Annotated in this window: 11 protein-coding genes; 8 read left to right on the plus strand and 3 right to left on the minus strand. The window is 65.6% G+C overall.

Annotation, left to right across the window (positions count from 1 at the left end; genetic code table 11):
- The first annotated feature begins 20 nt into the window (after nucleotides 1–20).
- Nucleotides 21–1,013, plus strand: coding sequence for a GlxA family transcriptional regulator (locus HDG37_RS10800; protein WP_184046845.1), 993 nt, complete (start codon nucleotides 21–23; stop codon nucleotides 1,011–1,013).
- 31 nt (nucleotides 1,014–1,044) lie between these two features.
- On the opposite strand, the gene HDG37_RS10805 is transcribed toward HDG37_RS10800, so the two are convergent.
- On the minus strand, nucleotides 1,045–2,127 hold the full coding sequence (locus HDG37_RS10805) for a GlxA family transcriptional regulator (protein WP_184046846.1): 1,083 nt from the start codon (nucleotides 2,125–2,127) through the stop codon (nucleotides 1,045–1,047).
- A 325-nt stretch (nucleotides 2,128–2,452) separates the two neighbouring features.
- On the opposite strand from HDG37_RS10805, the gene HDG37_RS10810 reads away from it, so the two are divergent.
- From HDG37_RS10810 to HDG37_RS10835, 6 genes are read left to right on the plus strand one after another with little or no spacing between them, the layout of a single operon-like run.
- A complete protein-coding gene (locus HDG37_RS10810; protein ID WP_184046848.1) occupies nucleotides 2,453–3,847 on the plus strand; it encodes an L-serine ammonia-lyase in 1,395 nt (464 codons plus the stop codon).
- A 39-nt stretch (nucleotides 3,848–3,886) separates the two neighbouring features.
- Nucleotides 3,887–5,131, plus strand: a complete 1,245-nt coding sequence (locus HDG37_RS10815; RefSeq protein ID WP_184046850.1) for a sarcosine oxidase subunit beta family protein — start codon at nucleotides 3,887–3,889, stop codon at nucleotides 5,129–5,131.
- A 17-nt stretch (nucleotides 5,132–5,148) separates the two neighbouring features.
- A complete protein-coding gene (locus HDG37_RS10820; RefSeq protein WP_018425086.1) occupies nucleotides 5,149–5,484 on the plus strand; it encodes a sarcosine oxidase subunit delta in 336 nt (111 codons plus the stop codon).
- Nucleotides 5,481–8,483, plus strand: coding sequence for a sarcosine oxidase subunit alpha family protein (locus HDG37_RS10825; protein ID WP_184046852.1), 3,003 nt, complete (start codon nucleotides 5,481–5,483; stop codon nucleotides 8,481–8,483). The genes HDG37_RS10820 and HDG37_RS10825 overlap by 4 nt, the downstream gene beginning before the upstream one ends.
- Nucleotides 8,473–9,129: a sarcosine oxidase subunit gamma gene (locus tag HDG37_RS10830; protein ID WP_184046854.1), complete on the plus strand. Its 657-nt coding sequence runs from the start codon at nucleotides 8,473–8,475 to the stop codon at nucleotides 9,127–9,129. The genes HDG37_RS10825 and HDG37_RS10830 overlap by 11 nt, the downstream gene beginning before the upstream one ends.
- 31 nt (nucleotides 9,130–9,160) lie before the next feature.
- Nucleotides 9,161–9,424: a hypothetical protein gene (locus HDG37_RS10835; protein WP_018425089.1), complete on the plus strand. Its 264-nt coding sequence runs from the start codon at nucleotides 9,161–9,163 to the stop codon at nucleotides 9,422–9,424.
- A gap of 12 nt (nucleotides 9,425–9,436) precedes the next feature.
- On the opposite strand, the gene ampC is transcribed toward HDG37_RS10835, so the two are convergent.
- Complete coding sequence (gene ampC, locus HDG37_RS10840; RefSeq protein ID WP_184046856.1) at nucleotides 9,437–10,618, minus strand: class C beta-lactamase; 1,182 nt, start codon at nucleotides 10,616–10,618, stop codon at nucleotides 9,437–9,439.
- A gap of 280 nt (nucleotides 10,619–10,898) precedes the next feature.
- Here ampC and fdhA point away from each other — a divergent pair, with 280 nt between their 5' ends.
- The gene (gene fdhA, locus HDG37_RS10845) at nucleotides 10,899–12,098 is read left to right on the plus strand and encodes a formaldehyde dehydrogenase, glutathione-independent (protein ID WP_184046858.1); all 1,200 of its coding nucleotides are present in this window, start codon (nucleotides 10,899–10,901) and stop codon (nucleotides 12,096–12,098) included.
- 61 nt (nucleotides 12,099–12,159) lie between these two features.
- Here the strand turns inward: fdhA and HDG37_RS10850 are convergent, their stop codons facing one another.
- Nucleotides 12,160–13,155 (minus strand): GlxA family transcriptional regulator, encoded by a 996-nt coding sequence (locus tag HDG37_RS10850; RefSeq protein WP_184046860.1) that lies wholly within the window; start codon nucleotides 13,153–13,155, stop codon nucleotides 12,160–12,162.
- Between the last annotated feature and the right edge of the window lie 280 nt (nucleotides 13,156–13,435).

Below are 13,435 nucleotides of genomic sequence, written 5' to 3' on the forward strand. Positions count from 1 at the left end.
CGGCCTGATTCGATACGTCCATGAAGCGCGACGCAATCGCCTCAGCCGAAACCGATGCGCGGCTGTGCGCCGTCGCGCACGTCGGCTTCCTGACGCTGCCGAACTTCTCGATGATCGCGTTCACGAGCGCGGTCGAGGTGCTGCGCATGGCGAACTACGTGGGCCGCGCGCAGCACTACCGGTGGTCCGTGATCACGCCGGACGGCGAGCCGGCGTGCGCGAGCAACGGCATCACGGTGAAACCGACCACCACGCTCGCCGAGGCCGGCATGCCGGACCTGCTGTTCGTGTGCGCGGGCTGGCACGTGCGCGAGTATGTCAACGACGCGGTGATCGCGCTGCTGCGCGAGGCGGCCGCGCACCGCGTGCCGCTCGGCGGCATCTGCACGGGTCCGTATGCGCTGCTCGCGGCCGGGCTGCTCGACGGCTATCGCGCGACCGTGCATTGGGAGGACATGTCGCCGTTGCACCAGCGCTATCCGCACGTGCATTTCGACGACGAACTGTTCGTGATCGACCGCGACCGGCTGACCTGCACCGGCGGAACCGCGCCGCTCGATCTGATGCTGCATCTGGTGGGCATGCGGCTGGGGGCCGCGGTGGCCGCGCAGGTGTCCGAGCAATTCATCGTCGAGCGGATTCGCGGCTCGACCGATTACCAGCACATTCCGGTCGACGCGCGGGTCGGCCTGTCGCGCACCGAACTGATCGAAGTGGTGCGGCTGATGGAAGCGAACATCGAGGAGCCGCTATCGCTCGACGAACTCGCCCGGCTCGTCAACCTGTCGCAGCGTCATTTGCAACGGATGTTCAAGCTATTCCTGAACGTGTCGCCGACGCATTACTACCTGAGCTTGCGGCTGCGTCGAGCGCGCGATCTGCTGCGCAATACCGACGCGTCGATCGCGCGCGTGACCATGGTGTGCGGTTTTCATTCTCCGTGTCATTTCAGCAAGGCCTATCGCGCGCAGTTCGGACATGCGCCGAGCGTCGAGCGGCGCATGCCGGAGTAGCGGGTGCCGCGGCCTCGCATGCCGCGCGGAGTCAGATCGCCTGCGCGCGGCCCGGAAACGTTTCGTCGTAGCATGAGCCGTCGTCGGCTTGCTGCGCCGTGCCGCGCTGCTCGCGATACATCATCGGCGGCACGCCGAACTGTTTGCGAAATTCCCGTCCCAGGTGCGAGGCGTCCGAAAAGCCGCAGCTCGACGCGATATCGGCGACGGTTTTGTCTGAGCTCGTCAACAACCACGCGGCGGTGCGCAGGCGCACCAGCTTCGCGTAGGCCTGCGGCGCCTTGCCGGTCTGCGCCTTGAACAGCCGTTCGAGCTGACGCGGCGACAGATCGAGCTTGCCCGCCAGTTCGTCGAGCGGCAGCGCGCGGCCCACGTGCTGCTCCATCAGCAGGATCGCGCGCTTGACCTTCGGATGCGAGGCCGGCGCGAGACCGGGCGGATGCGGCTGCGGCGCGTTGCCTTTCTGCAGGTCGTCGACGAGCAGAATGCGCAGCGCCTTCTGCACCGTGGCGGTTTCGAAATGACGCAGCAGGATCGCGGCGGCGACGTCGATCGACGCGCGGCCGCCGGAACAGGTGATGCGCCGCCGGTCGATCACGAACAGCCGGTCGGCGACCAGCATCTGTTCGTCGACCGACGGAAAGCGCTCGATGAAATCCCAGTAGTGAAACCAGCTCACGCAGATCCGATGGCCGTCGAGCACGCCCGCGCGCATCAGCGAGAACACGCCGGTGCACATGCCGACCAGCGTCGCGTCGCGGGCGGCGGCGCGGCGGATGAACGCGAGCGTCGCCTCGCTCGCGGCCGGCCCCGAGTGCAGCAGTCCGCCGACCACCACCACGTAGTCGAACTTCCCGGCGGTCTCGAAGGTTTCCCACGGCGTGATCTGGATGCCGCAACTCGCCCGCACCGGAGCCAGGGTTTCCCCGATCACGCTCCACGAACAGCGCACCGGCTTGCTGAAGTCGCCTTCGTCGGCGGACAGGCGCAGCAGGTCGACGAAACCCGCGAATGCGGTCAGCGTGAAGTTCGGCAGCAGGATGATGCCGAAGCGGATGCGCTGCTTCGTGGCTGTGTCGAGTGAGGGAGGGGCAAGCGTTTCAGCGGAATTCATGCGCGCGGCGGGTCGGTGAAAAGAACGGCGAAAGAGGAACGGACGTTGACCGAAACGGTGAAGCCGAGGATAGCACCACGGACCTTCAGCATTGCCCGCCGCAATCGGGCCGCCTGTCGCAAATGCGTCCCAAGTCATCGCAAATGCGCCGGGAGACCCGCGTGGCGGCTCACTTGACGACGCCATCCCATTGCGATGCCGTTTTTATTCTATCGATCCGGCCCGGCGTGCGGTGCAATAGACGCACATTCCATCCGGGCGCATGAGTCGAGTCGAAGCGCTTCCGGTCATCGCAACACGCAAGACACAACGCACAAGGCACGCCATGAACGTCAGCGTCTTCGATCTGTTCAAGATCGGCATTGGTCCATCCAGCTCGCACACGGTCGGGCCGATGATCGCCGCCTGCCGCTTCGCATCGCACATCGAGGACGCGAATCTGCTCGGCTTCGTGCGGCGCGTCAGAGCCGAGCTGTTCGGCTCGCTCGGCGCTACCGGCAAGGGCCACGGCACCGACAAGGCGGTGCTGCTCGGCCTCGAAGGCAATCTGCCCGACCGGCTCGATCCTGAGCTGATCGAGCCGCGGCTGCGCGCGATCCGCGAGACCCGACAGCTCGTGCTGCTCGGCAAGCATCCGGTCGCGTTCGACGAGCGCGAACATCTCGGCTTCTTGCGCAAGCTGATGCCGGGCGCGCCGGGCTCGGGCGTCGTGCATCCGAACGGCATGCGCTTCCAGGCCTTCGACGAGAACGGTCAACTGCTCGTCGAAAAAGAGTACTTCTCGATCGGCGGCGGCTTCGTCGTCAATCGCGACGGCGATCGCGTGAACGGCCGGCGCGCCAACGCGGAGGTGCCGTATCCGTTTCGCACCGGCGACGATCTGATGCGCGTGTGCCGCGAAAGCGGCCTGTCCATCGCCGAAGTGACGTTGCGCAACGAATGCGCGACCCGGCCCGAGCACGAAGTGCGCGAGGGCCTGCTGGCGATCTGGCGCACGATGGCCGCATGTGTCGAGCGCGGTTGCAAGGCGCGCGGCGAGTTGCCCGGCCCGATGCACGTGAAGCGCCGCGCGGCCGAGCTGTGCGCGCAATTGCGCGGGCGCTCGGAAGAGTCGCTGCGCGATCCGCTGTCGATGCTCGACTGGGTCAACCTGTACGCGATGGCCGTCAACGAAGAAAACGCGGCCGGCGGGCGGGTCGTCACCGCGCCGACCAATGGCGCGGCCGGCGTGATTCCCGCGGTGCTGCACTACTACGTGAAGTTCATGCATGCGTCGAGCGACGCGGGCATCGTCGACTTCCTGCTGACCGCCGCGGCGATCGGCATCATCTACAAGGAAACCGCATCGATCTCCGGCGCCGAGGTGGGCTGCCAGGGCGAAGTGGGCGTCGCGTGCTCGATGGCCGCCGCGGCGCTCGCTGCCGTGATGGGCGGCACGCCGGCCCAGGTGGAAAACGCCGCCGAGATCGGCATGGAGCACAACCTCGGCATGACCTGCGATCCGGTCGGCGGGCTGGTGCAGATTCCGTGCATCGAGCGCAACGCGATGGGCGCGATCAAGGCGATCAACGCGGCCCGCCTCGCGATGAAGGGCGACGGCAAGCACGTGGTGTCGCTCGACAGTGTGATCCGCACCATGCGCGAAACCGGCGCCGACATGAAGACGAAATACAAGGAGACGTCGCGCGGCGGACTGGCCGTGAACGTCATCGAGTGTTGAACCGCTACACCGCATCTGCAAAACCGCAAAGGAACGACGATGAGCCGCTATTCGATATTCAGCCTGCTACGCAACGGGATGTCGTATCACGAGAACTGGGAGCGGCAATGGCGCAGCCCCGAGCCTAAACGTGAATACGACGTCGTGATCGTCGGCGGCGGCGGGCACGGTCTCGCGACCGCGTACTACCTCGCGAAGGAGCATGGCGTGCGCAATGTCGCGGTGCTCGAGAAGGGCTGGATCGGCGGCGGCAACACCGCGCGCAATACGACGATCGTGCGGTCGAACTACCTGTGGGACGAATCCGCCGCGCTCTACGAGAAGGCGATGAAGCTGTGGGAAGGGCTCGCGCAGGATCTGAACTACAACGTGATGTTCAGCCAGCGCGGCGTGATGAATCTCGCGCATACGCTGCAGGACGTGCGCGACACCGAACGCCGCGTCAACGCGAACCGCCTGAACGGCGTCGACGCCGAATTTCTCACGCCCGCGCAGATCAAGGAACTCGAGCCGACCATCAATCTGAACAGCCGCTACCCGGTGCTCGGCGCATCGATCCAGCGGCGCGGCGGCGTGGCCCGGCACGATGCGGTGGCGTGGGGCTTCGCGCGCGGCGCCGATCAGGCCGGCGTCGACATCGTGCAGAACTGCCAGGTTGTCGGCATTCGCCGCGACGGCAGCCAGGTGACGGGCGTCGACACGACCAAGGGTTTCATCAAGGCGAAGAAGGTCGCGGTGGTCGCGGCCGGCAACACGTCGACGCTCGCCGACATGGCCGGCGTGCGGCTGCCGCTCGAAAGCCATCCGTTGCAGGCGCTGGTGTCGGAGCCGATCAAGCCGGTCGTCAACACGGTCGTGATGTCGAATGCGGTCCACGCGTATATCAGCCAGTCCGACAAGGGCGATCTCGTGATCGGCGCGGGCGTCGATCAGTACACCGGGTTTGGGCAGCGCGGCAGCTTCCAGGTCATCGAGGGTACGCTCGAGGCGATCGTCGAAATGTTCCCGGTGTTTTCCCGCGTGCGGATGAACCGGCAGTGGGGCGGCATCGTCGACGTGTCGCCGGACGCGTGCCCGATCATCAGCAAGACCGATGTGAGGGGACTGTATTTCAACTGCGGCTGGGGGACGGGCGGCTTCAAGGCGACGCCCGGCTCGGGATGGGTCTATGCGCACACGATCGCGAAGGACGAACCCCATCCGTTGAACGCGCCGTTTTCGCTGGACCGGTTCTATACCGGTCATCTGATCGATGAGCATGGCGCTGCCGCCGTGGCCCACTAGTCGACAAGGAGACACAGATGCTGCTGATCGAATGCCCGTGGTGCGGTCCCCGCGCCGAAACCGAATTCTCGTGCGGCGGCGAGGCGGACATCGCCCGCCCGCTCGACACGGACAAGCTCACCGACAAGGAATGGGGCGACTACCTTTTCATGCGCAAGAACCCGCGCGGCGTGCATCGCGAGCAATGGTTCCACACGCAGGGCTGCCGCCGCTGGTTCAAGGCGCAGCGCGACACCGTCAGCTATGCGTTCCAGGGCTATCAGACGTTCGAGCGTCCGTTGCTGGCGCTGGACAGTACCGATACACAGGCAGCAAACGCACAGGTAAAGGCACAAGAGGGCAAAGCATCATGAGCCAGAAAGACCGACTCCCGACCGGCGGGCGCATCAATCGCGCGATCGCGCTGAGCTTCACGTTCAACGGCGTCGAGTATCAGGGTTATCAAGGCGATACCCTCGCGTCCGCATTGCTCGCGAACGGCATGCATTTCGTCGCGCGCAGCTGGAAATATCATCGGCCGCGCGGCATCGTGACCGCGGGCGTCGAGGAGCCGAACGCTGTCGTGCAACTGGAGACCGGCGCCTACACGGTGCCGAACGCGCGCGCCACCGAGGTCGAGTTGTACCAGGGGCTCGTCGCGAGCAGCGTGAACGCGAAACCGAGCATCGAGAAGGACCGCATGGCGATCAACCAGAAGATCGCGCGCTTCATTCCGGCGGGCTTCTACTACAAGACCTTCATGTGGCCGCGCAAACTCTGGCCGAAGTACGAGGAAGCGATTCGCGACGCGGCCGGCCTCGGCACCGCGCCGCGACAGCGCGACGCGGACCGCTACGACAAGTGCTTCGCGCATTGCGACGTGCTGGTGGTCGGCGGCGGCCCGACCGGGCTCGCGGCCGCGCACGCGGCGGCCTTGTCCGGCGCGCGCGTGACGCTCGTCGACGATCAGCCCGAGCTGGGCGGCTCGCTGCTGTCCTGCGGCGCGGAGATCGACGGCAAGCCCGCGCTGCGGTGGGTGCAGAAAATCGAGGACGAATTGCGGCAGTTGCCCGATGTGAAGATCCTGAGCCGCAGCACCGCGTTCGGCTATCAGGACCACAATCTCGTCACGGTCACCCAGCGCCTGACCGATCATCTGCCCGTGTCGCAGCGCAAGGGCACGCGCGAACTGCTGTGGAAGATCCGCGCGAAACGCGTGATTCTCGCGACCGGCGCGCATGAACGGCCGATCGTGTTCGGCAACAACGATCTGCCTGGCGTGATGCTCGCGTCGGCGGTGTCGAGCTATCTGCATCGGTATGCGGTACTGCCGGGTCGCAATGCGATCGTGTTCACGAACAACGACGACGGCTATCAATGCGCGCTCGATCTGAAAGCGGCCGGCGCGCAGGTGAGCGTCATCGATCCGCGCGCGGGCGAATCGAAGGGCACGCTGCCGGCGCTCGCGCGCCGCCATGGCATCAAGGTGCTGAACGGCACGGTCGTCACGGCGGCGCATGGCAAGCTGCGCGTCGCGTCGGTGTCGCTCGCCTCGTATGCGAAAGGGCAGATCACCGCTCAGCAGGGCCAACTGCCGTGCGACCTGCTCGCGATGTCGGGTGGCTGGAGCCCAGTGCTGCATCTGTTCGCGCAGTCGGGCGGCAGGGCCCATTGGCATGGCGACAAGGCCTGCTTCGTGCCGGGCAAGGCGGTCCAGCCTGAGACCAGCGTCGGCGCCTGCGCGGGCGACTTCACGCTCGGCCGGGGCATCCGCTTCGCGCTCGACGCCGGCGTCGAAGCGGCGCGCGCGGCCGGGCACATCGTCGCGCGGCCAAAGCCGGTGCAGGTCGCCGAACTGAGCGAAACGAAGCTGGAACCGCTGTGGCTCGTCGGCGGACGCGAGTTGGCCACGCGCGGGCCCAAGCAGTTCGTCGATTTCCAGAACGACGTCGCGGCGGCCGATATCTTCCTCGCGGCGCGCGAAGGCTTCGAATCCGTCGAACACGTGAAGCGCTACACCGCGATGGGCTTCGGCACCGACCAGGGCAAGCTCGGCAACATCAACGGCATGGCGATTCTCGCCCAGGCGCTCGGTAAGACCATTCCCGAGACCGGCACGACGACGTTCCGGCCGAACTACACGCCGGTCACGTTCGGCACTTTCGCCGGCCGGGAATTGGGCGAATTGCTCGATCCGGTGCGCAAGACGGCGGTGCACGAATGGCACGTGGAACACGGCGCGGCGTTCGAGGACGTCGGCAACTGGAAGCGTCCGTGGTATTACCCGAAAGCGGGCGAGGATCTGCACGCGGCGGTTGCGCGCGAAGCGCTCGCGGTGCGCACAAGCGTCGGCATCCTCGATGCGTCGACGCTAGGCAAGATCGATATTCAGGGCCCCGATTCCGCGAAACTGTTGAACTGGGTGTACACGAATCCGTGGACCAGGCTCGAAGTCGGCAAGTGCCGCTACGGCCTGATGCTCGACGAAAACGGCATGATCTTCGACGACGGCGTGACCGTGCGCCTCGCCGAGCAGCACTACATGATGACGACCACCACCGGCGGCGCGGCGCGTGTGCTCACGTGGCTCGAACGCTGGCTGCAAACCGAATGGCCCGACCTGCGCGTGCGGCTCGCGTCGGTCACCGATCACTGGGCTACTTTTGCGGTAGTCGGCCCGATGAGCCGCAAGGTCCTGCAAAAGGTCTGCGACGACATCGACTTCGCGAACGCGGCGTTTCCGTTCATGACGTATCGTGAAGGCACCGTCGCGGGCGCGGCGGCGCGCGTGATGCGCATCAGCTTCTCGGGCGAACTCGCGTATGAGGTGAACGTGCCGGCCAACGTCGGACGCGCGGTGTGGGAAGCGTTGATGGCCGCGGGCGCGGAGTTCGACATCACGCCGTATGGCACCGAGACGATGCACGTGCTGCGAGCGGAGAAGGGCTACATCATCGTCGGCCAGGATACGGACGGCTCGATGACGCCGCACGACCTCGGCATGGGCGGGCTCGTCGCGAAGTCGAAGGACTTTCTCGGCAAGCGCTCGCTCGCCCGCCCGGACACCGCGAAGGCGGGACGCAAGCAACTGGTCGGGCTGCTCGCGGAGGATGCGTCGTTCGTGATACCCGAGGGCTCGCAGATCGTCGCCGGTCCTTTCCAGGGCGACACCGCGCCGATGCTCGGGCACGTCACGTCGAGCTATTACAGCCCGATTCTGCAACGCTCGATCGCGATGGCGGTCGTCAAGGGCGGTCTCGACAAGATCGGCACGACCGTCACGATTCCGCTCGCGAGCGGCAAACAGATCGCGGCGAAGATCGCGAGTCCGGTGTTCTACGACAGCGAAGGAGCACGTCAACATGTGGAATGAAACAGGCGGAACGGTGTCCATCGTGGACCGCACGCTCGGGCGGCAAAACGGCGCGTGGCAGGAGTCGCCGCTGGTCGGTGTGGATGGGCTGCTGAAACAGCATCAGGCCAACGCGACTGCCGCGTTCCGGCTCGGCGAGCGGCCATTTCTCGAACTCGTGAACGTGCGCGGCGATACGCGCGACGCGGCGTTCATCCGCGCGGTGGAACAGGTGATCGGCTGCAAGCCGCCGGAGCAGCCGAACACCGTCGCGCGCGGCAACGGCTACGACATGGTCTGGCTCGGCCCGGACGAATGGCTCGTGCGTTCGGCGACCGCGCACGATGCGACGCGCACGGCGCCGTTGCAGGCGAAGCTCGGCGCGGCGTTCGCGGGCGTGTTCGCATCGGCGGTCGATGTGGGCAGCGGCTATACGGTGCTCGAAATCACCGGCACGCGCACGCGCGACGTGCTCGCGCGCGGCTGTCCGCTCGATCTGCATCCCAAACTTTTCGGCCTGGGGCAGTGCGCGCAGAGTCACTATTTCAAGGCGTCGATCACGTTGCTGCCCACGGGCGCCGACAGTTTCGACATCGTCGTGCGTCGCAGCTTCGCGGATTACTTCGTCAGAATCATGCTCGACGCCGCCGAGCCGTTGATGTGCTGAGCGACGCGCGCTTCGCTTTGCTGATTTCGCCATGACGTCGGCACGCGCGGCCACCTCGCTTCTCACGGCACGCGCGTGCGATGAGCGCGATGCCGGCGCCGCGCTCGCGCTGCTCGATCAAAGTATCGCGCTGCGTCATCGGCGCATTGCGCTGATCCGCTATCTGCTCGCGCGGGAGCTCGGTGCGCCGCTCGAAGCGCGGCATCATGCGTACGTCGAGAAAATCGCGGCCCGTCTGAGCGCGGATGCGCTCGCGCGGATCGCCGGCGCAGCGCGTGCGCGGCTGCGCCCGTAAGTCCACGCCGTATCAGGGCTTGCCGCCAGCCAGCGCCGTGAGGATCTGATGCGCGGCGCTCACGCGCGCTTCGTTCGGGAAATTGCGATTGGCGAGCATCACGATACCGATGCGCTTTTGCGGCACGAACGCGACATACGCGCCGAAGCCGTTGGTCGATCCGGTCTTGTTGATCCAGACGTTCTGCTGCGGCGGCAGCGGCGGTTTGATTGCGGTCGACGGCGTCCCGTTGAGGACCATCTCCGGCGAATTGCCGGCCAGCAAGGTCGGCAACGCGACCGGATACGGGTACTGCTCCCAGATCAGATCCTGGGTCAGCACGCCGGACTGGAAGTAGCCGGTATGCGTGTCCGTGATCGCGCGCTGCCACTGACTGTCGAGCGCAATCAGGTTCATGTTGGCCTGCACGTAACGCAGCATATCCGCGGCGGTCGACTTCACCCCGTAGGCTTCGGCGGAAATCACGCCGCCCGTCAGACGGACCGGCGCGCCGTCTTTCGCATAGCCCTGCGCATAGTCCGGCATTTTCGCCGCGGGGACGTCGATGTAGCTGTTCTTCATGCCGAGCGCCGGAAACACGCGTTGCTGCATCAGCACGGTGAAATCCTGTCCCATGGTCTTCGCGGTGATCAGGCCGAGCGTACCGATGCCGGGATTGGAGTAGGTGCGGAATGTGCCGGGCGCGTGAGCGGGCCGCCAGTCGTGGAAGTACTGCAGCAATTGGGCGTTGTTGTGGATGTCGTCCGGCACCTGCAGCGGCAGGCCGCCAGGCGTGTGCGTGCCGAGGTTCAGCAGGCTGACCTGGCCGAACGGGCGGCCGCGCAGCGTCGGCAGATAGCGCTCCGTGATATCCGACAACGACAGCTTGCCGTCGAGCTGTGCGTACGACGCGAGCGTCGCCGTGAAGGTCTTGCTGACCGAGCCGAGTTCGAACAGCGTGTCGCGTGTGACCGGCTTGCCGGTTTGCGTCGATGCGACGCCGTAGTTGTAGACGTAGGACTTGCCGTCGTCGATCACGCCGATCGCCATGCCGGCGATATGGTACTTCGCCATCAGCGGCCTGATCGCGGCATCGATGGTGGGTTGGAGCTGCGCGGCGGTGGGCTCGGCCGCGTGGCTGGCGGGTGAGATCGCGCAGAGCGTGAGCAGCGCGAACGTGGCGGTTGTTATCAGTTTGAGAGCTCGGGTCTTCATCGCAAACGGGTCCTCGGTCGGGGGAGTGTGAATCGGTGGATCGGCGATTCGGCTGAGGCAGCACTATCCGGCTTTTGCGAACCGCTGGCAAACGAGGATATGTTGCGCGGGGGTAAAGAAAAAGTTGTAGGCCGCTACGCGAGCGACGCCGGCGTTGTCGGTTGTAGCCAAACGCGTGTCGGGTTCGACACAGGTCTCGCTCCGGGCGGCCGCTACGCTGGTGAAACGGCGCGCCGCGCAGCGTGTGCGGCGTGCCGCTCACGAACATGGAGACGAGACAATGAGCAGCAATCGCGGCGTCGTGTATCTGGGGCAGGGCAAGGTCGAAGTGCAGTCGATCGACTATCCGAAGATGGTCGATCCACGCGGCCGATCGATCGGCCACGGCGTGATCCTGAAAGTGGTCAGCACGAATATCTGCGGCTCCGATCAGCATATGGTGCGTGGCCGCACGACTGCCGAGGTCGGCCTGGTACTCGGGCACGAGATTACCGGCGAAGTGATCGAGGTAGGGCGCGACGTCGAGACGCTGCAGGTCGGAGATCTGGTGTCGGTGCCGTTCAACGTCGCCTGCGGACGCTGCCCGACTTGCAAGGCGCAGCATACGGGAGTGTGTCTGAACGTTAATCCGTCGCGCGCGGGCGGCGCGTATGGTTATGTCGACATGGGCGGATGGATAGGCGGCCAGGCCGAGTACGTACTGGTGCCGTACGCTGACTTCAATCTGCTGAAATTCCCGGACCGGGCGCAGGCGATGTCGAAGATCCGCGACCTGACCTGCCTGTCCGACATTCTGCCGACCGGCTATCACGGCGCGGTGATGGCCGGCGTGAAGCCTGGCGCGACAGTCTATGTCGCGGGCGCCGGACCGGTCGGCATGGCGGCGGCCGCGTCCGCGCGCCTGCTGGGGGCGGCCTGCACGATCGTCGGCGACATGAACGAGGCACGCCTCGCCCATGCGCGCAAGATGGGCTTCCAGACCATCAATCTGTCGAAGGATGCGACGCTCGGCGAACAGGTCGAGCAGATTCTCGGCAAGCCCGAAGTGGATTGCGCGGTGGACTGTGTCGGCTTCGAAGCGCACGGTCATGGCAGCAGCGGCTCACACGAGGAAGCTCCGGCCACGGTGCTCAATTCGCTGATGGAAATCACCCGCGCGGCCGGCGCGATCGGCATTCCCGGACTCTACGTGACCGACGATCCGGGCTCGGCCGATGCCGCCGCGCGTCGGGGCAGCCTCAGCTTGCGTTTCGGCCTGGGCTGGGCGAAGTCGCATTCGTTTCATACCGGGCAGACGCCGGTGATGAAGTACAACCGCGATCTGATGCAGGCGATACTTTGGGATCGTTTGCCGATCGCCGATATCGTCAACGTGACGGTGGTGTCGCTCGACGATGCGCCCGAGGGCTACCGGCAATTCGACGGCGGCGCGCCGAAGAAGTTTGTGATCGACCCGCACGGGTTGTTGAAGGCGGCTTGAGTTTGGTTGGCCGCTAAAGCGCTGCGTGGCCTGCCGGGCACGCGGCGCTTCTGTTCATTGATCAAGCCGCCATCACTGGCGCACCGGATAGCGAAGGCGCCTGCTTGCGACGCTCGCGCGTCGGCGCGGTGCCGAACGCATCGCGATAGCTCTTCGAGAAGTGGCAGGCCGACTGGAAGCCGCAGGCCATCGTGATGTGCATGATCGACATGTCGGTCTGCAACAGCAGCTCGCGCGCGCGCCGCAGGCGCAGTGTCAGATAGTAGTGCGTCGGCGTCATGCCAAGATGTTCGCGGAACAGCCGTTGCAACTGCCTTTGCGACATGCCGGCGAGCCGCGCCAGTTCTTCGCGCGACAGCGGCTCCTCGATGTTGTTCTCCATCAGCGAGATCACTTCGAACAGCGACTTGTTGGCCGAGCCGAGCCGCGCGACGAGCGGCATCTTCTGCTGCGCGCTGGTGTCGCGCACGTGTTCGACGATGAACTGCTCGGCGATCTGCGTGACGCGCGCAGTACCCACGCGCGGCGCGATCAGGTTCAGCATCATGTCGAGCGGCGCGACGCCGCCGGTACAGGTCACGCGATCGCGATCGATCACGAATAGCTCTTTCAGAAAGCGCGTATCGGGAAACTCTTCCTTCAACGCCGACATGTTTTCCCAATGAATCGCACACGCATAACCGGCCAGCAGGCCGGCGCGCGCGAGCGCATAGGTGCCCGTGCAAAGACTGCCCAGCACGCAGCCCATGCGCGCGAAACGGCGCAGCGCGGACAGATGCTCGGCGGCGGTGGAGCGCTGCACGTCGATGCCGCCGACCACGAACACGATATCGGGTTGCCCGACGCATTCGACCGGACCCGTATCGACGGATAGCCCGTTGCTCGCCATGACCGGCCCGCCGGCGGGACTCACGATCGACCAGCGGTAAAGCGTCTCGCCCGTCAGATAGTTCGCCATGCGTAGCACTTCGATCGCGTTCGAGAAGGCGATCATCGTGAAGTTGGGGACCGGCATGAATGCGAAATGCGACAACGATGCCGTGCGATCGGTGGACATGGGAACGGTGATTCCTGATGTAAATGTCGCGTCGCCGTGGGGAGGGCGACTATCTGAATTCTGAGCATCAGGGCAACTACCGTGCCATCAGGCTAAACCCTTGGATACTGCGCACAAAGCCTGGAATAGCTAAGCAATCGACTGATGAAAGCATCCGCGCGGCACCGGAACAGCGCGGCGACGCCCTTGCAGCGCACCCGATCGGCGCACGAATACTGCGTCGTAGTGCAGCGCTGAGCGCCCGGATCGCGCCGACTTGTCGAAAAAGGTCGCGCATGGC

This window comes from Paraburkholderia sp. MM5384-R2 (assembly GCF_014201025.1).
GTDB classification, from domain to species: Bacteria; Pseudomonadota; Gammaproteobacteria; order Burkholderiales; family Burkholderiaceae; genus Paraburkholderia; species Paraburkholderia tuberum.

Coding starts and splice junctions, on each gene's coding strand:
- HDG37_RS10800 (WP_184046845.1), top strand. CDS start 21: ATGAAGCGCGACGCAATCGCCTCAGCCGAAACCGATGCGCGGCTGTGC.
- HDG37_RS10805 (WP_184046846.1), bottom strand. CDS start 2,127: ATGAATTCCGCTGAAACGCTTGCCCCTCCCTCACTCGACACAGCCACG.
- HDG37_RS10810 (WP_184046848.1), top strand. CDS start 2,453: ATGAACGTCAGCGTCTTCGATCTGTTCAAGATCGGCATTGGTCCATCC.
- HDG37_RS10815 (WP_184046850.1), top strand. CDS start 3,887: ATGAGCCGCTATTCGATATTCAGCCTGCTACGCAACGGGATGTCGTAT.
- HDG37_RS10820 (WP_018425086.1), top strand. CDS start 5,149: ATGCTGCTGATCGAATGCCCGTGGTGCGGTCCCCGCGCCGAAACCGAA.
- HDG37_RS10825 (WP_184046852.1), top strand. CDS start 5,481: ATGAGCCAGAAAGACCGACTCCCGACCGGCGGGCGCATCAATCGCGCG.
- HDG37_RS10830 (WP_184046854.1), top strand. CDS start 8,473: ATGTGGAATGAAACAGGCGGAACGGTGTCCATCGTGGACCGCACGCTC.
- HDG37_RS10835 (WP_018425089.1), top strand. CDS start 9,161: ATGACGTCGGCACGCGCGGCCACCTCGCTTCTCACGGCACGCGCGTGC.
- ampC (WP_184046856.1), bottom strand. CDS start 10,618: ATGAAGACCCGAGCTCTCAAACTGATAACAACCGCCACGTTCGCGCTG.
- fdhA (WP_184046858.1), top strand. CDS start 10,899: ATGAGCAGCAATCGCGGCGTCGTGTATCTGGGGCAGGGCAAGGTCGAA.
- HDG37_RS10850 (WP_184046860.1), bottom strand. CDS start 13,155: ATGTCCACCGATCGCACGGCATCGTTGTCGCATTTCGCATTCATGCCG.